This window comes from Arthrobacter sp. YAF16, assembly GCF_052113385.1.
GTDB lineage: Bacteria > Actinomycetota > Actinomycetes > Actinomycetales > Micrococcaceae > Arthrobacter.
On the sequence record NZ_JBFRDC010000001.1, the window covers coordinates 84,358 to 109,152 of the forward strand.

26 protein-coding genes and 1 riboswitch are annotated in these 24,795 nt (G+C 69.0%); of the genes, 16 read left to right on the top strand and 10 right to left on the bottom strand.

Going from position 1 to position 24,795, the window contains the following annotated elements:
* Window positions 1–82 precede the first annotated feature (82 nt).
* The gene (locus AB4Y91_RS00380; protein ID WP_441417823.1) at window positions 83–1,363 is read left to right on the top strand and encodes an MFS transporter; all 1,281 of its coding nucleotides are present in this window, start codon (window positions 83–85) and stop codon (window positions 1,361–1,363) included.
* A gap of 25 nt (window positions 1,364–1,388) precedes the next feature.
* Here AB4Y91_RS00380 and AB4Y91_RS00385 read toward each other — a convergent pair whose 3' ends face one another.
* Entirely contained in the window at window positions 1,389–2,678 is a 1,290-nt protein-coding gene (locus tag AB4Y91_RS00385; RefSeq protein WP_441416615.1) for an MFS transporter, read from the bottom strand.
* A 24-nt stretch (window positions 2,679–2,702) separates the two neighbouring features.
* The gene (locus AB4Y91_RS00390; protein WP_441416616.1) at window positions 2,703–3,965 is read right to left on the bottom strand and encodes a M20 metallopeptidase family protein; all 1,263 of its coding nucleotides are present in this window, start codon (window positions 3,963–3,965) and stop codon (window positions 2,703–2,705) included.
* Between the two features lie 130 nt (window positions 3,966–4,095).
* On the opposite strand from AB4Y91_RS00390, the gene AB4Y91_RS00395 reads away from it, so the two are divergent.
* From AB4Y91_RS00395 to AB4Y91_RS00405, 3 genes are all read left to right on the top strand, one after another.
* Window positions 4,096–5,130 carry an Lrp/AsnC family transcriptional regulator gene (locus tag AB4Y91_RS00395; protein ID WP_441416617.1) on the top strand — a complete coding sequence of 345 codons (1,035 nt, stop codon included), beginning with the start codon at window positions 4,096–4,098 and terminating at the stop codon, window positions 5,128–5,130.
* 94 nt (window positions 5,131–5,224) lie between these two features.
* Window positions 5,225–6,631, top strand: a complete 1,407-nt coding sequence (locus tag AB4Y91_RS00400) for an MFS transporter (RefSeq protein WP_441416618.1) — start codon at window positions 5,225–5,227, stop codon at window positions 6,629–6,631.
* Window positions 6,632–7,040: 409 nt separating this feature from the next.
* Window positions 7,041–8,948 (top strand): DEAD/DEAH box helicase, encoded by a 1,908-nt coding sequence (locus AB4Y91_RS00405; protein WP_441416619.1) that lies wholly within the window; start codon window positions 7,041–7,043, stop codon window positions 8,946–8,948.
* Window positions 8,949–9,061: 113 nt separating this feature from the next.
* Here the strand turns inward: AB4Y91_RS00405 and AB4Y91_RS00410 are convergent, their stop codons facing one another.
* The 6 genes from AB4Y91_RS00410 to AB4Y91_RS00435 all read right to left on the bottom strand — a co-directional run bounded on the left by AB4Y91_RS00410 (window position 9,062) and on the right by AB4Y91_RS00435 (window position 13,230).
* Window positions 9,062–9,712, bottom strand: a complete 651-nt coding sequence (locus AB4Y91_RS00410; protein WP_441416620.1) for an MBL fold metallo-hydrolase — start codon at window positions 9,710–9,712, stop codon at window positions 9,062–9,064.
* A gap of 20 nt (window positions 9,713–9,732) precedes the next feature.
* Entirely contained in the window at window positions 9,733–10,743 is a 1,011-nt protein-coding gene (locus tag AB4Y91_RS00415; protein ID WP_441416621.1) for an aldo/keto reductase, read from the bottom strand.
* A 147-nt stretch (window positions 10,744–10,890) separates the two neighbouring features.
* Window positions 10,891–11,292, bottom strand: a complete 402-nt coding sequence (locus AB4Y91_RS00420; RefSeq protein WP_441417824.1) for a DMT family transporter — start codon at window positions 11,290–11,292, stop codon at window positions 10,891–10,893.
* Entirely contained in the window at window positions 11,292–11,615 is a 324-nt protein-coding gene (locus AB4Y91_RS00425) for a DMT family transporter (RefSeq protein ID WP_441416622.1), read from the bottom strand. Before AB4Y91_RS00425 ends, AB4Y91_RS00420 begins: the two co-directional genes overlap by 1 nt.
* Before the next feature lie 9 nt (window positions 11,616–11,624).
* Window positions 11,625–11,692, bottom strand: a riboswitch (guanidine-III (ykkC-III) riboswitch).
* Between the two features lie 16 nt (window positions 11,693–11,708).
* A complete protein-coding gene (locus AB4Y91_RS00430) occupies window positions 11,709–12,449 on the bottom strand; it encodes a cache domain-containing protein (RefSeq protein WP_441416623.1) in 741 nt (246 codons plus the stop codon).
* 40 nt (window positions 12,450–12,489) lie between these two features.
* Window positions 12,490–13,230, bottom strand: coding sequence for a FadR/GntR family transcriptional regulator (locus AB4Y91_RS00435; RefSeq protein ID WP_441416624.1), 741 nt, complete (start codon window positions 13,228–13,230; stop codon window positions 12,490–12,492).
* A 249-nt stretch (window positions 13,231–13,479) separates the two neighbouring features.
* Here AB4Y91_RS00435 and AB4Y91_RS00440 point away from each other — a divergent pair, with 249 nt between their 5' ends.
* From AB4Y91_RS00440 to AB4Y91_RS00455, 4 genes are read left to right on the top strand one after another with little or no spacing between them, the layout of a single operon-like run.
* The gene (locus AB4Y91_RS00440; protein WP_441416625.1) at window positions 13,480–14,553 is read left to right on the top strand and encodes an ABC transporter ATP-binding protein; all 1,074 of its coding nucleotides are present in this window, start codon (window positions 13,480–13,482) and stop codon (window positions 14,551–14,553) included.
* A 47-nt stretch (window positions 14,554–14,600) separates the two neighbouring features.
* A complete protein-coding gene (locus tag AB4Y91_RS00445) occupies window positions 14,601–15,785 on the top strand; it encodes an ABC transporter substrate-binding protein (RefSeq protein WP_441416626.1) in 1,185 nt (394 codons plus the stop codon).
* Window position 15,786: 1 nt separating this feature from the next.
* Window positions 15,787–16,713, top strand: coding sequence for an ABC transporter permease (locus AB4Y91_RS00450; protein WP_441416627.1), 927 nt, complete (start codon window positions 15,787–15,789; stop codon window positions 16,711–16,713).
* Window positions 16,714–16,737: 24 nt separating this feature from the next.
* Window positions 16,738–17,565, top strand: a complete 828-nt coding sequence (locus AB4Y91_RS00455) for an ABC transporter permease (protein ID WP_441416628.1) — start codon at window positions 16,738–16,740, stop codon at window positions 17,563–17,565.
* Here the strand turns inward: AB4Y91_RS00455 and AB4Y91_RS00460 are convergent.
* Complete coding sequence (locus AB4Y91_RS00460; protein WP_441416629.1) at window positions 17,562–18,176, bottom strand: HutD/Ves family protein; 615 nt, start codon at window positions 18,174–18,176, stop codon at window positions 17,562–17,564. The genes AB4Y91_RS00455 and AB4Y91_RS00460 overlap by 4 nt on opposite strands.
* A 130-nt stretch (window positions 18,177–18,306) precedes the next feature.
* Here AB4Y91_RS00460 and AB4Y91_RS00465 point away from each other — a divergent pair, with 130 nt between their 5' ends.
* The 4 genes from AB4Y91_RS00465 to AB4Y91_RS00480 all read left to right on the top strand — a co-directional run bounded on the left by AB4Y91_RS00465 (window position 18,307) and on the right by AB4Y91_RS00480 (window position 20,623).
* On the top strand, window positions 18,307–18,906 hold the full coding sequence (locus AB4Y91_RS00465) for a phosphoribosylanthranilate isomerase (protein WP_441416630.1): 600 nt from the start codon (window positions 18,307–18,309) through the stop codon (window positions 18,904–18,906).
* 154 nt (window positions 18,907–19,060) lie between these two features.
* Complete coding sequence (locus tag AB4Y91_RS00470) at window positions 19,061–19,612, top strand: YceI family protein (RefSeq protein ID WP_441416631.1); 552 nt, start codon at window positions 19,061–19,063, stop codon at window positions 19,610–19,612.
* A gap of 76 nt (window positions 19,613–19,688) precedes the next feature.
* The gene (locus tag AB4Y91_RS00475) at window positions 19,689–20,090 is read left to right on the top strand and encodes a YccF domain-containing protein (RefSeq protein WP_441416632.1); all 402 of its coding nucleotides are present in this window, start codon (window positions 19,689–19,691) and stop codon (window positions 20,088–20,090) included.
* Window positions 20,091–20,134: 44 nt separating this feature from the next.
* The gene (locus tag AB4Y91_RS00480; RefSeq protein ID WP_441416633.1) at window positions 20,135–20,623 is read left to right on the top strand and encodes an SRPBCC family protein; all 489 of its coding nucleotides are present in this window, start codon (window positions 20,135–20,137) and stop codon (window positions 20,621–20,623) included.
* Window positions 20,624–20,711: 88 nt separating this feature from the next.
* On the opposite strand, the gene AB4Y91_RS00485 is transcribed toward AB4Y91_RS00480, so the two are convergent.
* Window positions 20,712–21,581: a DUF4031 domain-containing protein gene (locus AB4Y91_RS00485; protein ID WP_441416634.1), complete on the bottom strand. Its 870-nt coding sequence runs from the start codon at window positions 21,579–21,581 to the stop codon at window positions 20,712–20,714.
* Window positions 21,582–21,675: 94 nt separating this feature from the next.
* Between AB4Y91_RS00485 and AB4Y91_RS00490 the strand changes: the two genes are divergently transcribed.
* Genes AB4Y91_RS00490 through AB4Y91_RS00505 form a run of 4 tightly spaced genes read left to right on the top strand, consistent with a single transcriptional unit; the run spans window position 21,676 to window position 24,729 of the window.
* On the top strand, window positions 21,676–22,086 hold the full coding sequence (locus AB4Y91_RS00490) for a TOBE domain-containing protein (RefSeq protein WP_441416635.1): 411 nt from the start codon (window positions 21,676–21,678) through the stop codon (window positions 22,084–22,086).
* Window positions 22,083–22,853: a molybdate ABC transporter substrate-binding protein gene (modA, locus tag AB4Y91_RS00495; RefSeq protein WP_441416636.1), complete on the top strand. Its 771-nt coding sequence runs from the start codon at window positions 22,083–22,085 to the stop codon at window positions 22,851–22,853. The genes AB4Y91_RS00490 and modA overlap by 4 nt, the downstream gene beginning before the upstream one ends.
* Entirely contained in the window at window positions 22,850–23,683 is an 834-nt protein-coding gene (locus AB4Y91_RS00500; protein ID WP_441416637.1) for an ABC transporter permease, read from the top strand. Before modA ends, AB4Y91_RS00500 begins: the two co-directional genes overlap by 4 nt.
* Complete coding sequence (locus AB4Y91_RS00505; protein ID WP_441416638.1) at window positions 23,680–24,729, top strand: sulfate/molybdate ABC transporter ATP-binding protein; 1,050 nt, start codon at window positions 23,680–23,682, stop codon at window positions 24,727–24,729. Before AB4Y91_RS00500 ends, AB4Y91_RS00505 begins: the two co-directional genes overlap by 4 nt.
* The last annotated feature ends 66 nt before the right edge of the window (window positions 24,730–24,795 follow it).

The window sequence follows — 24,795 nt, forward strand, 5'->3', positions numbered from 1 at the left end:
CCATGCGTCGCTCCGCCATTCTTTCGAAGCGGCGCCCCGCGCCTGCCAGAATGGGTCGGTGACGACACCTGGAAACGCACCCGTGCCCGCCCGCACCGCTGCCGGCGGCCACCCGCACCAGCGGCTGGATCCCCTGGTGGACGCGGAGATAGACGACGTTCCCGCCGCGGAGCCCACCCTACTCGGCAGCCGCCGCGCATTGGCCTATTTGGGCGTGTGCCTGGTGCTGATCGGACTGAACCTGCGCACCGTCTTCTCCAGTTTCGCCGCGGTCCTTCCGGAAGTGACGGCCGACGTCGGCCTGCCCGGCTGGGCCGTCGTCGCGCTGACCACGGCGCCGGTGACCCTGCTTGGTGTGTTCGCCCCGCTCGCGCCGCGGCTGGCCCGCCGGTTCGGGGCCGAACGGGTGCTGCTTGGAGCCATGGCCGTGCTGACCGCAGGCCTGCTGCTGCGCCCCCTGGACGTACCCGGCCTGGGCCACCTGCCCGCGCTCCTGGCCGGCACGGCAGCCTGCGGCGCTGCCATCTCACTCTGCAACGTCCTGCTTCCGGGCCTCGTGAAGCGCGACTTCCCGCACCGGCTCGGCCTGATGGGCGGGCTCTACACCACCGCGATCTGCGCGTCCGCGGCCCTCGGCGCCGGCTTCACCTACCCGCTGTTCAGCGCGAGCGGCCAGTGGACGGCGGCGCTGTGGTTCTGGGCGCTGCCGGCCGGCGTCGTGCTCCTGCTGTTCCTGCCGCTGGCGGCGGCCCAGCGCCACGGGCGGCACCAGATCGCGACCAGCGGGATCAACGTGTGGCGCTCGGCGGTCGCCTGGCAGGTGACCGGGTTCATGGTGCTCCAGGCCATGATGTCCTTCAGCGTTTTCGCCTGGCTGGCGCCGATCCTGCGCGAACGCGGGGTCGACGGCGGTACGGCCGGCCTGATCGTGTCCGCCTCGATCGTGCTGCAGATGCTCGGCTCCCTGTTTGCCCCCGCCCTCGCCGCCCGGCTCCGGGACCAGCGCGCCATCAACACGGTGGTGGCGCTGATGACCGGCGGCGGCTTCGCCCTGAGCATCTTCGGCCCCCTGGACCTGGTCTGGGTGTGGACCGGGCTGCTGGGGTTGGGACAAGGCAGCCTCACCGCGGTGGCCCTGACCATGATCATGCTCCGCACCCGCGACGGCCACACCGCCGCCCACCTGTCCGGCATGATGCAGGGGGTGGGCTACGGCGTCGGCTCGGCCGGAACCCTGCTGGTCGGACAGCTGCACCAGGCCACCGGATCCTTCGCCGCGGCGGGCGTGCTCTTCCTGGTGGTCGGCTCGCTGGCCGCCGTGTTCGGGTACCGGGCCGGCAAGGATCGTTTCGTCGGCGACTGACGCAGGCCGGCCCTGGTGCGCCACCTCAGAGGGTGAGGTCCTTGCCCTTCGTTTCCGGGATGGTGAAGACGAAGACGGCGGAGATGGCGAGCAGCAGCACGGCGTAGACGTTGAACAGCTGCGGCATCTGCAGGCTGGTTCCGAGCCACTGCTGCAGGTAGGGCGCAGTGCCGCCGAACAGTGCCACACAGATCGAGTAGGGAACGCCGACGCCGACAGTGCGGATGCTCGTGGGGAACAGTTCGGCGTAGACGGCCGGAACGATCGCAGCGCTGGCGGCGATGAAGACCAGCATCACGGACATGCTGACGGCCAGCTGCCAGGCGGAGTCCTTGAGCAGCGCGGTCATCGGGAAGTGCATGATGCCTGCGCCGATCGCCCCGGCCCACAGGACCTTCTTGCGGCCGATCCGGTCTGAGAGCTTGCCCCAGAAGGGCAGTGCCGCGATGAAGACGATGTTGCCGATCACGCCGGCCCACAGGGCTTCGCCGCGGTCAATCTTCAGGGCCGTGGTGGCGTAGCTGGGAGCGACAACACCCCAGATGTAGTAGATCACCGTCAAGCCGACCGTCAATCCGATCACCTGCAGGGCCTGCTTGCGGTGGCGGACGATCTGCGGCCAGATCGGAGCGTGCTTCTCCGCCGAGGCTTCGCCGGCAAAGACGTCCGTTTCGTGCAGCCGGGACCGCATGATCAGCGCGTAGAGGCCCATGGCTGCGCCCACCAGGAACGGGATGCGCCAGCCCCACGCGTTCATCACTTCGGTGCTGAGGACCATGTTCAGGACGGCGCCCAGCAGGGTTCCGAACAGGATTCCCACCGTGCCGGAGGTGTAGATCAGGGTGGCCCAGAAGCCGCGGTGTTCCCTCGGCGCCATCTCGGACAGGTACGTCTGCGACGACGGCAGCTCGCCGCCGTGGGCCAGCCCCTGGACCAGGCGCGCCACCAGGAGCATGAGCGAGGCCCACGCGCCGACCGCAGCGAAGGTCGGCGCGATGCCGATCATCAGGCTGCCCACCGAGGCGAGCCCCACGGCCAGGGTCATCGAAGCCTTGCGGCCGATCCGGTCACCGATCCAGCCGAACAGGAAGCCGCCGAAGGGCCGGGCCACGAAGCCGACGGCGAAAATCGCCAGCGTCGACAGCACCGCCGAAGCGGGATCGGCCTTGCTGAAGAGCTGGCTGGCGATGAATGGCGTGAACGTGGCGTAGATGGCCCAGTCGTACCATTCGACGGCGTTGCCGATGCCGGTGCCGATGATTGTCTTGCGGGTGGAGGTCCGGGTTGCCGTCGGCTTGGACGCGGTTGCTGTCATGGTCTTCTCCCTCAGGGGATGGGGCTAGGAAAGGGTTGAGCCGGCGGCCGTGGCCGCGGCGGGGGCGTTGGCTGCCGCAAGTGCGGCAAGCCGGGAAATGGCGAGCTCCGCGTAGAGCGCGGCACCGTCGGCCAGCACACCGTCGTCGAACGTCGCGTACGGGGAGTGGTTGAACGCGGCGGTGGCGTGGTCGGCGTCGCGGGGGACGGCGCTCAGCCCGATGAAGGTGCCGGGGACCTCGGCGAGGACCCTCGAGAAGTCCTCGGAGCCGCTCAGCGGGGTGGCCCAGCGGGCGAGCCGGGAGTCGCCGAATAGGCCCTCGATGACGGTTTCCGCGGTGCGCGTCTCGTCCTCGTCGGTGATGGTGAGGGGGTATTCCTGCTGGTAGTCGACGTCGACGTCGAGGCCGTGCGCCGCGGCGATGCCCTTCAGCAGGCGCGGCACGGTGTCCATCATTTTCTGCCGGGACTGCTCGGAGAAGGTCCTGATGGTGGCCTCGATGCGCGCGGTTTCCGGGATGATGTTGCGCTTGGTGCCGGCCTGGAGCACCCCCACGGACAAGACAACGGGGTCGAACATGTTGAACTGGCGGGTGACCATGACCTGGAGGGCGGTGACCATTTCGGCGGCGGCCGTGACCGGGTCCTTGGCTGAATGCGGGGCCGAACCGTGGCCGCCGGCGCCGAGCACGGTGACCATCAGTCCGTCGGAGGAGCTGAGCATGACGCCCGGCTTGGTGCAGAAGGTGCCGTGCGGTTCCAGCGCGGAGAACACGTGCATGCCGTAGGCAGCGTCCACGCGCCGGCCGGCGGCATCGAGCACGCCCTCGCGGATCATGTGGCCGGCGCCGTCGAAGCCCTCCTCGCCGGGCTGGAACATCAGCACGACGTCGCCAGCCAGCCGGTGCCGCCGCTCGGCCAGAAGGGTCGCGGCGCCGGTGAGCATGGCGGTGTGAAGGTCGTGGCCGCAGGCGTGCATGGCGCCGTCGACCCTGGACGTGAAGTCCACGCCGGTTTTCTCCTGCACCGGCAGGCCGTCCATGTCCGCGCGCAGGAGTACCGCCGGTCGGGTATCCACGCCGTTCCCGGCCGCCTGGCCGCGCAGAACCGCGGTGATGGACGTTGTGTCCGTGCCGAGGGTGACCTCGTAGCCGAGCCCGTCGAGTGCCTGGAGCACCTTCTCCTGGGTGCGGGGCAGGGTCAGTCCGATCTCGGGCTCCTGGTGCAGCTCGTGGCGGAACCGGGCAAGGTCAGCCTGCATTTCCCGGGCGTCTGCGGTGATCGGCACGTGTTCTCCTATGTGGTGGGTTCGGCTTTCTCGTCTATTCTGAAGTGACGTGGTTCACATGCGGCCAAAGGGCTGGAAATATGCAGGAACTGATCTGCATCACAGTTTTTGTGCATGAGTGAAGGAGTGAATGGTGGAACTCAGCGAGGACGACCTCGCCCTGATCAACGTCCTGCAGATCGCGCCGCGCCTGAGCTGGGCGGATGCTGCGGAGGTGCTGGGCGTCCACGCCACCACCCTGGCCGCCCGCTGGGAACGGCTGCGGGCTTCGGGCGTCTCCTGGATTACCGCCCACCTGATCGGCGACCCCCATCAGATGTGCCTGGCGTTCGTTGCCGTTGACTGCGAAATGCACCGGCGCGCTGAAGTCACGGCCAGGCTCGCCAGGATGCCGGAAATCATCACGGTCGAGGAGGCGGCCAGCAACCGGGACCTGATGCTGACCGTTATCACGCCCTCCCTGGACGAGTTCAGCACGAAAGTGATCCAACGGCTGAAGGAGATTGACGGCTTGCTCAAATATCAGACCGCGCTGTGCACCAGGCTGCACGCAAGCGGCGGGTCCTGGCGGCTCAACGTGCTCAGCCGCGCACAGCAGGCCGCCGTGAAGGCAATGGCCGGCCCCGAGGCCACCGGCGTCGCCCCGACTGCCGCCAGGGAGAGCCTGCCGGCCAGCCACCTGGCGCTCCTGCCGTTCCTGGCCAAGGACGGCCGGGCGACGGCGGCGGAGATCGCGCGCGGACTGGGCAGGCACCCGGCCACCGTCCAGCGGCAGCTGAACCGGGTGCTCGCGAGCGGGATCCTGTCTTTCCGCTGCGAGGTTGCCCAGAGGTTTTCGGCTTTCCCCGTCACTTGCCAGTGGTTCGTCAACGTCCCGGCCGGCCGGCACGAGGCGGCGGCCGCCGAGCTGAAGACGATGCGGAATGTGCGGCTCAGCGCTTCCACCACAGGTCCCACCAACTTCGTGATCATCATGTGGCTGCAGTCCCTGGCGGATGTCATGGGCATCGAGTTGGCGCTTCAGGAGAAGGTGCCCGGGATCGAGCTGGTCGAAAGCGTCGTCATGCTCAGCACGGTCAAACGGGTGGGCTGGATGTTGAATCCGGATTCCAGGGCGAGCGGCGCCGTGGTGGTTTCGGCCCAGGGGCTCGACGCGCCCGGGTGAGCATTTTCGGTGATGGCCGGGGACCGCCCGGCGGGCTGGGCGCTCCGTCCCGGCTGGGGCACCCGCCCGGCACCCCTCTAGTAGGCTGTGGCACGTGCCTCAAATAGACCCTCCCGTACCGGGCACTGATACCGCCCCGGATACCGGCGGCATCTTCCACCGCAGCTACCTGCTGGTGACCCTGGGCGCCCTGGCCCTCGTCTTCCTGGCGGCCTTTGAATCGCTGGCGGTAACCACCATCATGCCGCTGGTCAGCCGCGAACTGGACGGCGCCAGCCTTTACGCCCTCGCATTCGCCGGGCCGCTGGCGACCGGCGTCATCGGGATGGTGGCCGCCGGGAACTGGTCGGACCGGCGCGGCCCGGTGGGCCCGCTCTATGCTTCCGTGGCGCTGTTCGTCCTGGGCCTGCTGATCGCCGGATCGGCCGGGACCATGGCCATGCTCCTGGCCGGACGGCTGGTTCAGGGGCTCGGCGGCGGCGCGGTGACGGTGGCCCTCTATGTGGTGGTGGCCCGCGTCTATCCGCCCGTGCTGCATCCCAAGATCTTCGCCGCCTTCGCCGCGGCCTGGGTCATTCCTTCACTGGTGGGCCCCTTCGCCGCCGGGCTGGTCGCCCAGTTGGCCAGCTGGCATTGGGTCTTCCTCGGTGTGGTGGGGCTGGTGGTGCCGGCCCTGCTGATGATCGTCCCGGCCCTGCGCGGACTCTCCGGCGGCGCCGAGGACGGCGCGGCGTCGCCCAGACCGTGGGACTACGGACGGCTGGCCTGGGCCGGCCTCGCGGCGCTCGCCGTGCTGGGGCTGAACCTGTCCGTGGAGCTGCCGGCGGCCGGCTGGGTGCTGGCGGCGGCCGCCGTCGTCGTCGCGCTGGTGGCCGTCCGCCCCCTGGTGCCCAGCGGGACGCTGACGGCCCGCCGCGGCCTGCCCGCCGTCATCCTCGCCCGCGGGCTCGCGTCCGCGGCGTTCTTCGGCGCCGAGGTGTACCTGCCCTACCTGCTGGTGGAGCGCTATGTCTTCTCGCCCACCTTCGCCGGCCTGACCCTCACCGGCGGAGCGCTCGCCTGGGCCGCGGCCTCCGCGATCCAGGGCCGGCTCGGGGCCAGGCTGGACCACCGCCGCGCGATCAGGATCGGCTCGGCGCTGGTCCTCGGCGCCGTGCTGCTGGCGCTGGCGACCACGCTCCTGGCGTGGCCGGCCGCCGTCGCGATCACCGGCTGGATCTTCGCCGGCGGCGGGATGGGGCTGATGTATCCGCGGCTGAGTGTGATGACCCTGGCGCTGTCCACGAAGGACACCGAGGGCTTCAACAGCTCGGCAATGTCCATCTCCGACTCCCTCGGCGGCGCCCTGGCGCTGGCCGCGACGGGGATCGTCTTCGCGGCGTTCACGACGGCGGCCGGCACCGGCGTCGCGCCCTTCGCGGGGGTCTTCGCGCTTACTGCGGCGATCGGCGTGGCGGGCGTGGCGGTCGCTCCCCGGGTGTCCGGATCCGGGCGAGCCTAGGCGCCGCAGGCCCGCCCAACTGACTCGCAATTGTTGTCGTTATGAGCGCGCAAAACGACAACAACTGCGAGCTAGTTGGGAGGCCCTGAAAACGGGAGGGCACGCGCAGATGCTAGACTGGAGGAACTTGATGTGCAGTGATGCCCACTTTGGATTCGGTTTGGTCAGCCTCGGTTCACCGGCCGGATCCCCTGCAGGATTCCTCCGGACTCCAAATGCAGGCCGTGGGCTTTATTCATGTGAGAGGCACATCCTGCGTCGATGAACGCGTTCTATTTGGTCCCGGCGGCCTGCAAAACTTTGCAAGCGGCCCGGTTGATCACCTGACTTTTCTTCGGCGAACCCCTGGGCCAACCGGCACCGGGGGCCGATATCCGCTTGGATACCGCCTGAAAGACCTTTGAAACACATGACTACTTTTGCTGCCCTCGGCACGCCCAAGGCCCTCGCCGACACCCTCACCGCCCAGGGGATCGTTGAACCGTTCCCCATCCAGGTCAAGACGCTCCCGGACACCCTGGCCGGACGCGACGTCCTGGGCCGCGGCCGTACCGGCTCCGGCAAGACCATCGCCTTCGCCATTCCGCTGGTGGCACGGCTCGCCGAGCGGGAAGCCGCGCACTTCCGCAAGCCCGGCCGCCCGATGGGCCTGGTCCTGGCGCCCACCCGCGAGCTGGCCACCCAGATCAACGCGACCATCGAGCCGATGGCCAAGGCCATGGGCCTGACCACTACCGTCATTTTCGGCGGCATCTCCCAGGCCCGCCAGGAAAAGGCGCTGCGCTCCGGCGTGGACATTGTCATCGCCTGCCCGGGCCGCCTGGAGGACCTGATCCGCCAGCGCATCCTGACCCTCGAAGCCGTCGAGATCACCGTCCTGGACGAGGCAGACCACATGGCCGACCTCGGCTTCCTCCCGGTGGTCAAGAAGCTCATGGACATGACCCCCAGCCAGGGCCAGCGGCTGCTCTTCTCCGCCACCTTGGACAACGGCGTGGACAAGATCGTGCAGCGCTACCTCTCCAACCCGCTGACCCACGCCGTGGACGAATCACAGGCTGCGGTCACCACCATGGAGCACCACGTCCTGGTCGTCAACGACCAGACCGTCAAGAAGCAGCTGATCGTCGAGCTCGCCTCGGGCGCCGGCCGCCGGGTGCTCTTCATGCGCACCAAGCACCATGCCCGCAAGCTGGCCAAGACCCTGACCGACGCCGGCATCCCCGCGGTCGATCTGCACGGCAACCTCTCGCAGAACGCCCGTGACCGCAACCTCGCCGAGTTCTCCTCCGGCGACGTCCGCGTGCTGGTGGCCACCGACGTCGCCGCCCGCGGCGTCCACGTCGACGACGTCGAGCTGGTCATCCACGTGGATCCGCCCACGGAGCACAAGGCGTACCTGCACCGCTCGGGCCGTACCGCCCGCGCCGGTTCCGACGGCACCGTGGTCACGCTGACCCTGCCGGAGCAGCAGTCCGACGTCAAGAAGCTGATGAAGGCTGCCGGCGTCGAGGTCAACTTCGAGCGCGTCACTGCCAACTCCCCGCTGGTTGCCGAGCTGGTCGGCGAGATGGCCGATAAGATCGATCCGCGCACCCGCGCCGCGCTGCTGGCCACCAAGGCCAAGCAGCAGGGCGGCGGCACCTCCACCGGTGCCAACGCCGAGCGCAAGCGCGCCCGCCGCACCACCCAGGCTGCACCCACCGCGGGTGGCCGTGGCGGCCGTGGCGGACGAGGACGCGTCGGAGCCGAGGCTCCCCGCACCGATCTTCCCCGTGCCGAGCGCCGCGCCGTGGCCTACGAAGGCCAGGCCGCTGCCCGCAACGCCGCAGAGCGCGTCGCGGAAAAGAACCAGGACCGGGCCGACGCCGAGCGCGCCGAGCGTCGCAACGCCCGGGGCCGTGGCCGCACCACGGCCTACGCGCACCACAACGATGTTCCCGCAGCCGGCGGCCGCGCCTCGGCTGGCCGTGGCTCGGACGGTCGCGCTGCGGAGGGTCGTAGCGACTCCCGCGGCGGTTCCGCACCCCGCACCGGTTCTGCACCGCGCACCGGCGGCGCACCCCGCGCCGGCGCAGGCCGTACCGGCGCCTCGACCGGCGGCCAGCGCGGCGGACGCCCCGCAACCGGCCAGCGTGCCGCGGCAGGCGCCAAGTCCGGCGGCTCCGCAGCGGTTTGGTCCTCCAACACCGGCGGCACCTCCGGCGGATCCTACGCAGGCGGCGGCAACGGCCGCTCCGGCGAAGGCCGTCCGGCCCGCAGCGGCGGACCCCGCCGCGCGTCGGCCCCGGCGTCGAACGAACGCCGCAGCCGCTAAGGTCGCTTGTGCGCTAGATAAAGTAGCTGATGACGCGCAAAATGCCGGTCGCTACGGGAATTCCCGCAGCGACCGGCATTATGCGCAGCGCAAGTCACAACCTCTAGCGCCAGTTACCAGCCGCGGGCGCGCCACTCTTCCAGGTGCGGGCGTTCCGCGCCCAGAGTGGTCGGCTTCCCGTGGCCCGGGTGCACCACGGTGTCGTCCGGATACACGTCGAACAGCCGCTCGCTGACATCCGTGAGCAGCTGGGCAAACCGCTCCGGATCCTGCTGTGTATTGCCCACTCCACCGGGGAACAGCGAGTCGCCGGAGAAGATGTGCGCCGGTCCCTCCGGGTCCTGGTACACGAATGCCACCGAACCCGGGGTGTGGCCGCGCAGGTGCACCGCCGTCACGTCGAACCCGTCGAAATTGCCGACGTCGCCGTGATCGAGCAGCACATCGACCTTCACCGGCAGTTCCGGGGCGTCATCCGTCCCGGCAGCCGTCTTCACCCCGGTCGCTTCCACCAGGCCCGGCAGCGCACGGACGTGGTCCCAGTGCTGGTGGGTGGTGGCGATCAGAGCAAGTTTCGGCGTCGCGGTGGTATCCGCGGCGGCGTCGGCCAGCAGCCCCTGGATGGCGGCCAGATCATCGGCCGCATCGATCAGGAGCTGCGCGCCGGACGCCTTGGCGGTGAGCAGGTACACGTTGTTGTCCATCTCGCTGACCGAAATCCGGCGGATGGTGATGTCACGAAGTGAATGAATGAGCGAGTCCATGGGCATTAGTCTAGGACGGCCTATTCGCGGCCCTGGGAGACCCAGTTGGGGTCTGCCGAGCGGGAGCCGACGACGGCGTCCGCGGCGGCGTCGAGCCTCTCCAGTTGCGCCGGGGTCAGGTCGAGCGACAGGGCGCCGAGGTTTTCATCAATCCGGGAGGCCTTGCGCGTCCCGGGGATCGGGACCACCGGCAGCCCCAGTTTCCGGCCCTGCGCGAGCAGCCAGGCCAGCGCCACCTGGGCCGGCGTCGCGGCGTGACCGGGGCTGCTGAGCTCCGCTGCGACCGACTGGACCGCGGCGACTACGGCCTGGTTGGCGTCCAACGCGGTCTCGGCGAAGCGCGGGATGTTCCGGCGGAAGTCGTTGCTGCCCAGCTTCGAGGCGTCGACTGTGCCGGTGAGGAATCCCCGGCCCAGCGGCGAGTAGGGCACAAAACCTACGCCAAGTTCGGCGGCGGCAGGAACAACGTTGCGTTCCACGTCGCGGCTCCAGATGGACCACTCGCTCTGGACTGCGGTGATCGGGTGGACGCTGCTGGCGTCCCGCAGTTCCTCGGCCGTCACTTCGGACAGTCCAAGGTGCCGCACCTTCCCGGCCTGCACCAGCTCCGCCATGGCCTCCACGGTTTCCACAATCGGAACGCGGAGGTCGCGGCGGTGCATGTAGTACAGGTCGATGGTGTCGGTGCCCAGGCGCTGCAGGCTGCGGTCGACCGCCTGCTTCACGTAGGCGGCGTCACCGCGGATGTCCGAGTAGCCGGTCGACGGGGTTCCCACCAGGCCGAACTTGGTGGCCAGTTGCACCTCGCCGCGGCGATCCTTGAGCAGCTGGGCGATCAGTTCCTCGTTGCTCCCGCCGCCGTAGATGTCCGCCGTGTCGATGAAGCTCACGCCCGCGTCCACCGCGTGGTGCAGGGTGGCCAGGGCCTCCGCAGGATCCACTTCCCCGTACACCGGGGTCAGGGCCATGCCGCCGAACCCCAGCGGGCTGACGCTGAGTCCGTCGCCGAGCTGGACTGTTGCTGAAGTCATCTTTGATCTCCTATCACTGCCGGAATTTGCCGTCCCAGCCAAGAACCCCGGCAAGCGCGCGGCTATTCCGGCGATCCCGCCCAGTTCATGCCGGCGGGCGGTCCGGAGCCACGGCGTGTCGCCCGGGATTGCCCCTCGGGGCGCGCACTAACTGGGCGGGAGCGTCCGGGATGACGCAGGATTCGCGGCCGGCAACAGCTTCAGCCCGGCCGCGCAGCCCACAATTCCGGCAATAAACACCAGCTTTAGCGGGCTGGCGGGCTCGACGCCGGTCGCCATCGCCCAGCCGACCGTCAGGGCCGCGCCGATCCCCACCCAGACGGCGTAGGCGGTGCCGAGCGGGATGCTCTTCACGGCCAGGCCCAGCCCGGCCAGGCTCAGGGTGGCGGCCACGGCGAACACGAGCGTGGGCAGCGGCTGAGTGAAGCCGTCGGACAGTCCCAGGGCCGTGGCCCAGACAGCCTCCAGCACGGCGGAGGCGAGCAGGATCAGCCAGGCCAGCGTCGCCGCCGGTGCCTTTGCCGCCGCGGGTGTGCGGTCCGCTGCCATCACGCCACGACCTTCAGGCCGGCCACGCAGACAACAATTCCGCCGAGCAGCAGGATCCGACCGCGGGTTGCCGACTCCACTTTCGTGACCATCGCGTAGACGGCGGTCAGCACGACGCCGACGCCCACCCAGACGGCGTAGGCGGTGCCGGTCGGGATGGACTGCATGGCGATGGCGAGCCCGCCGGTGCTGGCCAGCACGGACACGAGGAAGACGGCGGCCGGCGCGATCCGGCCGCGGCCGGTGGCCTGCGAGGTCCGGTGCAGGGCTGCGGCCCACACGGCTTCCAGCGACCCGGAAAGGATGAGAATCAACCACGACATGACTGCTCCTGTGGCCAGTCTTGTCGCGTGCCGGGTACTGAACCGTCGTCCGGAGGCCGCCGAAGGAGGGGCCTTGATTCCAGCGTAGCAAGCTTAGATGCCCGCGGCGCCGCTCCAGATACTGAAGCGTCGGCCCACCCCGAAGACCCGGCATCCCTCAGCGGCGACGGCGAGATCCCCGGCGTCGATATCGGACGCCGCGGACACGATTGCACGGCCGTCCTGGTTGACGAGAGTGGCGCGGTCCCCGATGCGCCTCAGCGCCGGCACTGCACCGCGTTCCAGGCGCTGAACGGTGACGTCCATGCCCACAATGCCTGCCACCGGGCCGTCCGGGCGGCAAAACACCGGGTGGGTGAAAGTCAGGACATTTTCGTCCGTGCAGAGGAAATCAACGTAGGGTCCCGTGACGTGTGGCTGGCCGGTTTCCACCGGAATTCGGAACCACTCGGCCCGCACGTAGCGGCTGATGGCGTTCGGGCTGAAATTGGCCAGGGCGTCCACATGCTCCATCTCGGTTCCCTGCCACCAAGCGATGTAGCTGCGCTCGGGACCAAGCAGCCCGGCATTGGCAAGGAAGCCGGCGCCCGCGGCGTAGCCCTCCGGGGTGCGAACCAGTCCCTCCACCACCGGCCGGATAAGCTTGTCCACCGCAGTTCCGGACACTTTGCCGTCCAGTGCCGCCAAGGCCGCACCTGCCTCCCGGGCCCAGACCGAGAGCCTCGACTCGATTTCGACGACGACGGCGTCCAGCTCGCACGCCGCGGCCCGGGCGGCGTCGTCGGTAGCGGCAGAATCGGCACCGCCGGAGCTGAAAGTGGAGCTATCCGTCATTGGGATCCTTCCCTCGGTCTGGAGATGGCGGCGCAGGCATTCAAATGCGCCTGGCGTGCTCGGCCAGGAGCCAACTAGTCGTTGTCGAAATGAGCGACTTGACTCCGGTTTCCGCCTCGGCCGGCTGGTGTGCCTCGATGGCGCCGGCGGTCCCCTCCAGAATCCGGGCGGACGCGTTCCGGTAGCCGGCGTCGGCGCACGGCAGGAGTGTCAGCGTGCCCAGATCGGCCTGTAGGCGGATGAGTTCGCGGGCCAGTCGTGCGGAGCGGGCTATGGCGGCCACCTCCAGCAGGAACTCCGAGAGCGCCAGCCGCCAACTCAGCGGGTCGGCGTCGGTGGCCGGGATGAAGGAGCGCAGGGTATCCACGTCGGCCGCGTCGGAGCGGCGTGCCGCGAGGCTGGCGCAGACGGAAGCGATGGCCTGATAGTGCAGCCCCAGGTCGCTGATCTGGAGCCGGGTCAGCTCATCGAGTTGCTCCAGGGCGCGTTCCCGGGATGGCAGGACATTGTCAGCGATAAAGCTTCCGCCGCTGCGCCCGCGGACGGTCCGGATGATCCCCGAGGAACGGAGTTGGGACAGGGCCTCGCGGGCTGTAACGGCTGAAACGCCGAGCGCGGAGGCGAGTTCGGTCTCGTTGGGAAGCCGCTGACCGCTGGTGAGCAGTCCGGTCTCGACCGCCTGCTCGATTCTCCCGCACACCTCGTCGACCAGGCCGCGGGACTTGATGGGGGTAAACACCGCTGCAAGGCTGCGGGATGCGCCCTGTGGTGAAAGCAGCATCCGTTCCTCCCTCGCACTCCGGTCTGGCGTCTCCCGTCCGGTCCGCCCGCGGTTTCCGGAAGCGGTGCGGTTGCCGGCCGCGCGGCGGGTGATGCCATCCTATGGCCGCCCGTGGCCAGGGTCTATACACAAAACCTATGAAGTAATAGTATTTGGCCCAATACCGCATTGTGGCGTGAATCACATCACGCGGCGTCACCTTACCGGAGGTCCGGCAACGGTCTTCCGGCAACTGAGTTAGGCATCCACATGACCGAAACGCGCACGGCCGGAACGTCGACCGCCTCCGGCAGCGTCCCGGCTATCCGCCTGCGCAAACTCACCAAGGTCTTCGGAGACACGGTCGCCGTCGACGGCATCGACCTGGACATTCGGCAGGGCGAATTTTTCTCCATGCTGGGCCCGTCCGGCTCCGGGAAAACCACCGTGCTGCGGCTGATCGCAGGATTCGAACTGCCGACCTCGGGGAGCATCGAACTGGAGGGCCGGGACGTCACGAGGCTGGCTCCCTTCGAACGCGACGTCAACACGGTCTTCCAGGACTACGCCTTGTTCCCGCACATGTCCCTCGTGGACAACGTCGCGTACGGCCTGAGGGTGCGGGGAGTGCCGAGGGCCGAGCGCCGTGAACGTGCCCGCGAGGCCCTGGAACGAGTGCAACTGGGCAAATTCGTGGGCCGCAAACCGGCCCAGCTCTCCGGCGGCCAGCGCCAGCGGGTAGCCCTGGCCCGGGCGCTCGTGGTGGAACCCAAAGTGTTGCTTTTGGACGAGCCACTCGGCGCGCTCGACCTCAAACTCCGCCAGCAGATGCAGGTGGAACTCAAGGAACTGCAGCGCTCGCTGGGCATCACCTTCATCTTCGTCACCCACGACCAGGAGGAGGCGCTGACCATGAGCGACCGGATCGGCGTCTTCAACAACGGCAGCCTGGAACAGATCGGTACCGCCCATGAGATCTACGAACGCCCGGCGGGGACCTTCGTGGCCAACTTCGTGGGGACCTCCAACATCTTCGACGCCGCACACGCCCGGCAGCTCTACGGCCGCCCCGAGCCCGTGTGCGTCCGCCCCGAACGGCTGCGCCTGTCCTGGTCGGGCGCGCCGGAGACGGGCGTCGGTGTCACGGCTCGTCCCGGCACTGTGACCTCACTCGTGTACGTGGGGCACGCCACGCAGGTACGGGTACAGCTCGACGACGGCCCCGTCGTCGTTGTCCTAGAGCCGGATTCGCTGCCGGGCAGCGATGTCGAGCTGCTGGGGCGCCGCGTGTCGGTGAGCTGGGACGACGACGCCGTCGTCTGGCTGCCGTCCGACGTCGCCTGAGGCCGAGCCGCAGGTAACTTTCCACCCCACAACGAAAGGTAAGAATCATGGCTACAAGAATGAAGGCCTCCCTCGTGGCCGGGGTGGCCGCAGCCGCCCTCGCCTTGGCGGGTTGCGGAACCAGCGGCGGCGGCGGGGCCGCCCCGTCGGCGCAGCCGCTCAAAACCGAAATCGGCCAGGGCGAAGGGCAGCTCTCGATCCTCGCGTGGCCCGGCTACGTCGAGAACGGGAGCAACGACCCCGCCGTCGACTGGGTCACGCCCTTCGAAAAAGAGACCCAGTGCAAGGTCAGCTTCAAGCCCTTCGGCACGTCCGACGAAGCGGTGACGCTGATGCGGACCGGCCAGTACGACGTCGTCTCGGCCTCCGGTGACGCCTCCCTGCGCCTGATCGCCGGCAACAACGTGGAGCCGGTCAACATGAGCCTGCTCAAGAACTACGCCGACGTTTACCCGTTCCTCAAGGACAAGGCCTGGAACACGGTGGACGGCAAGAACTACGGGATGCCCCACGGCTGGGGCGCAAACCTGCTGATGTACTCCACCACCAAGGTCACGCCCGCCCCCACCTCCTGGAGCGCCGTCTTTGACGACGCCGACAAGTACACCGGGAAGGTCACGGCCTACGACTCACCCATCTACATCGCCGACGCCGCCGTGTACCTGATGGCGCACAAGCCGGAACTCGGCATAAAGAACCCCTACGCCTTGGACAAGGACCAGCTTGCCGCCGCCGTGGATCTGCTCAAGCAGCAGCGCAAGCACATCGGCGAATACTGGAGCGACGTCGTCAAGGAGGTCCAGGCTTTCGCCGGCGGTAGCACCGTGGTCGGAACCACGTGGCAGGTGGGTGCCAATATCGCCGCCGCTAACGGGACCAAGGTAGCGACCGTGCTCCCGCAGGAGGGTGCCACCGGCTGGTCTGACACTTGGATGATCGGGGCGCAGTCCAAGAACAAGAACTGCGCGTACAAGTGGCTGGACTACATCGCCAGCCCGAAGGCCAATGCTGCGGTGGCCGAATACTTCGGTGAGTCACCAGCAAACCCGAAGGCCTGCGAGCTGACCAAGGATAAGAAGCACTGCGAAACCTACCACTCGGGTGACGCGGCGTACGCAGAGAAGATCTGGTACTGGACCACGCCGGTGGCCGAATGCCTTGACGGCCGCAAGGACGCCAAGTGCACGGATTACTCCGAATGGACCAAGGCCTGGACCGAGATCAAGGGCTGACATGGCATTGCAGACGCTGCACCCGGCGCCCGGCTCGCCGCCGGCCGCCGGCGTGCCGCGGGCACGTCCCAACAAGTTCTCAGCGATGTTGCACCGCTCGCCCGGATTACGGCTGGCGGGGCTGATCACGGCTCCCGCCGGCTGGCTGGTGCTCGTGTACATCGCCGCGCTCGCGGCCCTGCTGATCACCTCGCTGTGGACCGTGGACACGTTCACCGGGAAGGTGTCCACGGTCTGGACAACTGACAACCTGGTGACGGTGGTGACCGATCCGGTCTACCAGCGGATCGCGCTCCGGACTCTGTGGATCGCGGCGGCCGTGACCGTGATCGACATGGTCATCGCGCTGCCGATGGCGTTCTTCATCGCCAAGGTGGCCAGTGCCCGCTGGCAGAAGCTGCTGGTAATCGCGGTGCTGATGCCGCTGTGGGCCAGTTACCTGGTCAAGGCCTACGCCTGGCGCAATGTCCTCGCCGAGGGCGGCCTGCTGGAGTGGGTGGGAGCACCGATCGGCCTGGCGTCGCCCGGCTACAGCGAGACCGCCGTCATTCTGACCCTGTCCTACATCTGGCTGCCGTACATGATTCTGCCCATTTACGCTGGCTTCGACCGTGTCCCGGACTCGCTCCTGGAGGCGTCCGGCGACCTCGGCGCGAAACCTCTGGCGACCATGCGGCTAGTCATGCTGCCACTGCTGGTGCCCTCCATCATCGCCGGGACGATCTTCACGTTTTCGCTCTCGCTGGGCGACTACATCACGGCCCAGATTGTCGGCGGAACCACCCAGATGCTGGGCACCGTGGTGTACGCCAATGTCGGCGCCGCGAACAACCTGCCGCTGGCCGCGGCGGTGTCCCTCGTTCCGATCGTCATCATCATGGCTTACCTGTTTATCGTCCGTCGCTCGGGCGCCCTCAACAACCTTTGACGACCGCCGGAAATAAGGAGCACCGTGAGACTTTCCCGAAGCGCCAAGGCCATCCTCGGCGTCGTCACCGCACTGGTGCTGCTCTTCATTTACCTCCCGCTGCTGCTGGTGGTGGTGAACTCCTTCAACTCGGACCGGACGTTCGGCTGGCCGCCCAAGGGTTTCACCCTGGAGTGGTGGGGCCGGGCCCTCGATTCCACCGGCGTGCGGGAGGCTCTGCTGTCCTCGGTCTGGGTGGCGGTGGTGTCCACTGTCATTTCGCTGGTGCTGGGGACCCTCCTGGCGATCGCCCTGCAACGCTACAAGTTCTTCGGCCGGGACGTCATCAGCCTGCTGGTGATCCTGCCGATCGCCCTGCCCGGAATCGTCACTGGCATCGCCCTAAACAACATGTTCACCACCATCCTCGGCGTATCGCTCAGCCTTTGGACAGTGGTGATAGCGCACGCCACGTTCTGCATGGTAACCGTGTTCAACAACGTTATTGCCCGGCTCCGCCGGATGCACGGCGGCCTGGAGGAAGCCTCCGCTGACCTGGGCGCCGGGGTGTTCACCACCTTCCGGCTGGTGACTTTCCCGCAACTCCGCTCGGCGCTGCTGGCCGGAGGCCTGCTCGCATTTGCCCTGAGCTTCGACGAGATCATCGTGACCACGTTCACCATCGGCGCCGGCGATACGACGCTGCCGATCTGGATCCTGCAGAACCTCTTCCGGCCTAACCAGGCGCCGGTGGTCAACGTCGTGGCCGTTGTGCTGATCGTTGTTTCAATCGTCCCGATCTGGCTGGCGCAGCGGCTCTCGGCCGAATCCGTGGGGGTCGGTGCGGCGAGGGCGAAGGCCGACGAAAGCTAGCCGGTGCCCTCGCCGGCCGGCTCAGCCGGGTCGATTGACACGACGGCGAGGAAGCCGCGGCCTAGGATTTCCGGGGTGTCGCTGTCGGAGCCGACGACGGCGTCGTACCGGCCGAGCGGTTGCGGCGCCGGGTCGGCTGTGTCACCGACGCTGACGGTGGCCTGCCCCTGCATCAGGATGCCGAACTGGCCGGCAAAGACCGGGTGGGCGCGCTTCTTGGAGAGTTCGATGATGGAGGTGTAGCCCTTGAAGGCGCCCGTGCGGGTGATCACGTTCAGATCCCGGACGTCGCCGGTAGGCAGGGCGCCGGCGGCGTCCGCGTCGCCGGAGAACCGGAACGGCCGGTATTTCTCCAGCGGATGCTCGGCGCCGTCCACGGTCAGGAGCAGCAACTCGCCCTCGACCACCGTGAGGACCCGCTCCATCCCGGCAAAGCGGGAGAAAGCGCCGGCCCGCGCCACCTCGGCGATGCTCACCCGCCAGTCCCAGGCGTCATCCGCAGCGGCAGCCCGCCCGGCGGCTGATTCCGGGAACCTGGCCAGTTCGCGGGTCACCCCGCCGCCGTTGCTCCAGGGGCGGGGCTTGAGCTCGGCATACCGGATGATCTCCATCAACCCAGCCTAGCCGCCGGCCGCAGGCCCCCGGGGACCTCCCGGCGCGGGGCCCAATGAACGTAACGTCAGCACGGCCGGTGCGGGCTTGCTAACGTCAAAGCAGCGAAAAACTGCGGAGGGAGCCGGAATGTTCGTCAAAGTGTGCGGCCTCAGCACCCCAGAATCGGTGCTGGCCGCGGTCGACGCCGGGGCCGATGCGCTCGGCTTCGTGCTGACCCGCAGCCCGCGCGAGGTGTCCCCGGACCTCGTCCGTGAACTCCTCGCCGCGGTGCCGGGCGGGCTTCCCGCGGTAGGTGTCTTCCGGCACGAGGCGGCGGCCGACGCCGTCGCCGTGGCCCGCGAAGCCGGGCTGGAATGGGTGCAGCTGCACGGCGACCGCACCGCCGATGATGTCCGCACGGTGCACGACGCCGGCCTCAAAATTGTCCGCGCCGTCACCATGTCCGCGGCTCCGGACGCGTTTGCGGACTGGGGCGAGGAGCTGCTGCTCATCGACGCGGCGGTTCCCGGTTCCGGTGAGGCCTGGGACTACGCGTCGGTCCGCGCCTTGGGGCTGGATGACCGGGAATGGCTGCTGGCCGGCGGGCTGGACCCGGAAAACGTGGCCGTGGCGGCCGCGGCGGCCGGCGCCTGGGGCGTGGACGTCTCCTCCGGCGTCGAGCAATCCCGGGGGGTCAAGGACCTCGCGAAAATCCGGGCTTTCGTGGCGGCAGCCAAGGGGTTCTGACGGCCAGTTGACGTCCCGACGGCGGCCCGACGGCGTGAGGCGGCACCATCCGGCGGACGGACCTATCGCCGTGCGGGCTTCCTCGTTAGCATGCTTCTTAGGCCCTCCGAATCCAGGCGAGCCCCCTCGTCACCCACGTGAAGGAGAAACGGCGATGACCCTGCCCAATGGATTGACCCCCGGCGTCTGGACGCTGGACATGTCCCACAGTGAGATCGGCTTCAGCGTTCGGCATGCCGGGATCAGCAAGGTCCGGGGCCGCTTCAACGAGGCGTCGGCGGAGGCCCGGGTCCGGGATTCCCTGGCCGATGCCAGCCTGCACGCCACGATCAAGACCGCCAGCTTCGATTCCGGCGACGCCAACCGCGACGGCCACGTGCGCGGTCCCGACTTCTTCGACGTCGAGAACTTCCCCGAGATGACCTTCCGCGCAACGTCCGTCCGGGGCGACGGCGAGGACTACGTGCTCACCGGCGACCTCACCATCCGCGGCGTCACCAAGCCGGTGGACCTGGAAGTCGAGTTCACCGGCGTCGCGGTGGATCCCTTCGGAGCGACCCGGGCCGGCTTCAGCGCCGAGGCGGACATCAGCCGCAAGGAATTCGGCCTGACCTGGAATGCCGCCCTCGAGGCGGGCGGACTGCTCGTCAGCGACAAGGTCAAGATCAACGTCGAAGCGGCCATGGTCAAGCAGGCTGACACCTAAGAACGGTCCGAAGATCAGGGATTGATCAGGGCCAACCCCTGATCCGAATCTGCGGCTCGCGGGAGACAATGAAGCCATGAAGACACTGCTCAACATCATCTGGCTGCTTTTCGGCGGCCTCTGGCTGGCGCTCGGGTATTTCCTTGCCGGCATCGTCTGCTGCCTGCTGGTCATCACCATTCCGTGGGGGCTGGCCTCGTTCCGTATCGCGTCCTACACCCTGTGGCCGTTCGGCCGCATGGTGGTGGACAAGCCCGGCGGAAACGGCGTGTTCACCCTGCTGGGCAACGTCATCTGGCTGCTCGTGGCGGGCATCTGGATCGCGATCGGGCACGTTGTCACGGCCTTCGCCATGGCCATCACGATTGTCGGCATCCCGCTGGCCATCGCCAACCTCAAGCTCATTCCGGTATCCCTGATGCCGCTGGGCAAGCAGATCGTGCCCACAGACCGGCCGTTTGCCGTCACCTACCGCTAGGGCGCGCCCGGTCCGGACAACCACAGGAAGCCGAGGGAAGAGCAATGCCAGAGCCAACAATCCCGGAGGCAGAGACCAGTAGCGATGAACTGATGCTGGTCATCACCCGCGAGTTCCAGGTCCCGATTTCGGCGGTATGGTCCGCCCTGACCGACCCGGAGCAGGCGCCCGCGTGGTGGGGGCCGCGCGGTTTCCATACCCCGCGGGAGAGCATCGATGCCGACCTGGAAATTGGCGGCCTCTATCGCGCCTGCATGATCCAGGACGCCACTGGCCAGCAGTACTGGTGGAGCGGCGTCCACACGGACATCGAACCGCCGAACCTGTTCGTGTTCACCCATGCCTGGGACAAGGCCGACGGCACCCGCGGCTTTGAGACCGAGGTGACTTTCCGGCTGGAGGAGATCGACGGCGGTACCCGGATGGCGTTCACGCAGGGACCCTTTGACACGGCGGAGAACCGGGACAGCAACGGCACCGGCTGGCGGGAGTCCTTCGACCGTCTCGCCGACCACCTCCGCAAGGCGGCCTGAAACAACCAAGCATCGCGGGGTCACTTAGCGCCATCCCGAAGGGATTTATAGGCGCCAAGTGACCCCGCGATGTGGTGGCGGGACCGAGTCAGGCAAGTTCGCCCTGCAGGTTCCGGCGGGCCGTGTCCTGCCACAGTTCGCGGCCGCGCGCGGTGTGGAAGAGGGGGTCCAGTTCAAGGAGCTGGCGGACGACGGCGGCGCGTCCGGCGGCGAAATCTGCGTCGCCAATGTGGGCGAAGTCTTCGCGGACGGCCGCAAGATAGCGGGCGTAGGCGCCGGGATCGCCGGCCAGGACGGAGAGGTCGGCATCGCTGAGCAGGGCGGCGGGTTCGTCGTCGGGATCCGGCCGATGGTCCGCCGTCATCCTGACCAGCCGCGCGACCTCGTCGACCTCGTCGGCGGGAAGCCCCGCGCGCTCCAGCCGCTCCTCGGCGAGCCGGGCAGACTCCTCCTCGTCTTCGCCGGCGATGCCGAGGTAGACGGCGTCGTGGAACCAGGCCGCGAGCAGCACGGTCCGCGGTGGCCGTGCCGGCGCGGTCAGCCGGTCCAGGGCCTCCAACACGGCGAGCAGGTGGGTGCGGCCGTGGTACTTCCGGTGCTCCTCGCCCCAGCGGTCCAGCAGGTCGAGGAAGAGCGCGTCGTGACCGGGGAGGGCCTCGTTCCAGCGGGTCAGCAGCGGCAGTTTCAGCGATCCGTTGCGTCGCCGCGCAGGAATCCGCAGGCCGCTTTCGATCAGTTTGCGGACCAGGATCCGGCCCTCGACGGGGACGGCGCCGGCCGCCACCAGGGCGTCGTAGCGGGCCTCGGCCACGTCGTAGTGGTCGCCGTCGAACGCCCGCTCCGGGATGCCCGCGGCCCGCGCGAAGGTGTGGAGCTCATCCAGCGAGCTGTCCGAGATGAGGTGCGAAAAGTGCGTTCCGTGGGCGGGCCAGAGCGGGGGATCGAGGTATACGGCCATGCAGGAAGTCTACGAGGCGGCCGAATTGGGCGGTGACCCGGAGATGAAAAGGAAAACGGCCGGATTCTCCGCAAATGCGGGTTACAGTGTCTCTATGCCTACTTTTCGCGTCTCGGAAGCCGCCCGGTTCCTCGGCGTCAGCGACGACACCGTCCGCCGCTGGACCGAAAACGGGAGCCTCACGCCGCTCAGGGATGAATCGGGCCGGCTCGCCGTGGACGGGCTCGAGCTCGCCACCCTGGCCCGGGAGCAGGCGAAATTGCCCGAGGACCCTGCCCGTGCCGGGAGTTCGGCCCGGAACCGCTTCGTCGGACTGGTCACGGCCATCACGGCCGACACCGTCATGGCCCAGGTGGAGCTGCAGTGCGGGCCCTTCCGGGTGGTGTCGCTGATGAGCAGCGAGGCGGTCCGCGAACTCGGCCTGGAACTGGGCTCCGTGGCCACCGCCGTCGTGAAAGCCACCACGGTGATCATCGAAAGCCCGCATGGAAGGGCCCTCGTATGAGCCGGCTCCGGAAGGTCGCCGCCCTCCTGCTGGCGGGAGCCCTCGCAGCAGGGACCGCCGCCTGCGCCGCACCGGCCGGCGGGGGAGGGGCGGAGAAGAACCTGACAGTGTTCGCGGCGGCCTCGCTCAAGGCGCCTTTCACTGCCCTGGCCCGGGAGTTTGAGGCCGGCCACCCCGGAACCAAGGTGGTACTCAGCTTCGCCGGGTCCGCCGACCTCGCCACGCAGCTCAGCCAAGGCGCACCCGCGGACGTGTTCGCCTCCGCGGACCTGAAGAACATGGCCAAGGTCGCCGACGCAGGCTTGGTGGCAGGCGCGCCCCGGAACTTCGCCAGCAACGTCCTGGCCATCGCCGTGCCTCCGGCCAACCCCGCGGGCATCGGCTCCTTCGCGGATCTGGCGAAACCCGGGGTCAAAGTGGTGGTGTGCGCGGCCCAGGTCCCGTGCGGAGCGGCGGCGAAGTCGGTCGAGGGGAGGAGCGGCGTGGCCCTGAAGCCCGTCAGTGAGGAATCCTCCGTCACCGACGTGCTGGGCAAGGTCACCTCGGGAGAAGCCGACGCCGGACTCGTCTATGTCACCGACGTCCGGGCGGCCGGGAGCAAGGTCAGGGGGATCCCGTTCCCCGAGGCGGCCGCCGCCGTCAACCATTATCCGATCGCCGCGCTGAAGACCAGCAGAAACCAGGAGCTCTCGGACGCCTTCGTTTCGCTGGTCACCGGAGCCGGGGGCCGGAAGGTCCTCGCCGACGCGGGCTTCGGCAGCCCGTGACGCGCCACGGCTACAGCGGCATTCCGCGCTGGGTGCTGGCCATCGCCGCGGCCGGGGCGCTGTTCGTCCTGCTGCCCCTCGCCGCCATGGTCGCCAGGGTCAACTGGCCGCAGTTCGTCCCGCTGCTCACCTCGGAAGCCTCGCTCACGGCCCTGGGGCTCAGCCTGCGCACGGCGGCGGCGAGTACCGTGCTCTGCGTGCTGCTCGGCGTCCCGCTGGCCCTGGTGCTGGCCCGGGGCGCCTTCCCGGGCCAGCGGCTGCTGCGCTCGTTCGTGCTGCTGCCGCTGGTGCTGCCGCCGGTGGTGGGCGGCATCGCGCTGCTCTACACCTTCGGCCGGCAGGGCCTGCTGGGCCGGAGCCTCGAGGTGGCCGGCATCCAGATCGCGTTCTCGACGACGGCGGTGGTGCTCGCCCAGGCCTTCGTCGCGCTGCCCTTCCTCGTGGTGAGCCTCGAAGGGGCGCTGCGCTCCGCGGGCAGCCGTTACGAGGCGGTGGCGGCAACCCTCGGCGCCCGTCCCACCACGGTGCTGCGCCGTGTCACCGTACCGCTGGTCCTGCCGGGCCTCGCCTCAGGGGCCGTGCTCTCCTTCGCCCGCAGCCTCGGCGAATTCGGCGCCACCCTCACCTTCGCCGGCAGCCTCCAGGGCGTCACCCGAACCCTGCCGCTGGAAATCTACCTGCAGCGCGAGACCGACGCCGACGCCGCCGTCGCCCTCTCGCTGCTGCTCGTCGCGGTGGCGGTCATCGTCGTCGGGCTCAGCTACCGCGGACCGGCCGCGGCCGGCCGCCGGGCGGGCAGCCCCGCGGCCGCCGGGCAGGTGCGGGGATGACGTTCACGCTCGACGCCGCCGTCGCCGCCCGCGGATTCGACGTCTCGCTGAGCCTGGCGGACGCGGAGACGGTGGCCGTGCTCGGGCCGAACGGGGCCGGGAAGTCCACCCTGCTCTCCGTGGTCGCGGGCCTGCTCCGCCCCGATGCCGGGCGGGCGCAGGTGGACGGCCGGATCCTCTTCGAGCTGGGACCCGGGCAGAACACCTGGACCGCGCCGCACCGCCGCGGCATCGCCCTGCTGGCCCAGGAGCCGCTGCTGTTTCCGCATCTGACGGTCCTCGAAAACGTTGCCTTCGGCCCCCGGAGTGCCGGGGCCCCGAGGGCCCACGCAAGGCGGACGGCCCGGCGCTGGCTGGCGGAGGTCGATGCGGCGGACCTCGCCGGACGGCGGCCCGGGGAACTTTCCGGCGGTCAGGCCCAGCGGGTCGCGGTGGCCCGGGCGCTGGCCGCCGATCCCGGGCTGCTCCTGCTGGACGAGCCGATGGCCGCCCTAGACGTCCATGCGGCCCCGCTGCTGCGGCGGCTGCTGAAGCGGGTCCTGGCCGGGCGCCGGGCCATCATCGTCACGCACGATGTCCTGGACGCCTACATGCTCGCCGACCGCGTGATCGTGCTGGAACAGGGCCGGATCACCGAGGACGGCCCCACCCGGGACGTGCTCCAGCGGCCCCGCAGCCGCTTCGCCGCCGGGCTGGCCGGGCTGAACCTCGTGGCCGGCACCGTCACCGCGGCCGGGCTCCGGACGGCCGCGGGCCAGGAATTCGCCGGCCGGCATGAGGATCCGGCGGTTCCCGGCCAAAGCGGCGTGGCGGCCTTCCCGCCGTCGGCCGTCTCAGTCTTCCTCAGCGAAGCACACGGCAGCCCGCGCAACTCCTTCCCGGTCACGGTCACCGACCTGGAACCGCACGGCGACCAGATCCGGGTCCGGGCCGGGGAACTGTCCGCGGACGTCACGCCCGCCGCGTCGGCGGACCTTGGCCTGGCGCCCGGAGTGGGCGTCTACTTCGTGGTCAAGGCGGCGGCGGTGTCGATTTACCCGGCGTAGGGGCACTGGAGTGCCGGCCGGGTCTAGGCCACGCCCCGGGCCCGGCGCCTCTGGGCCACGCCCCGG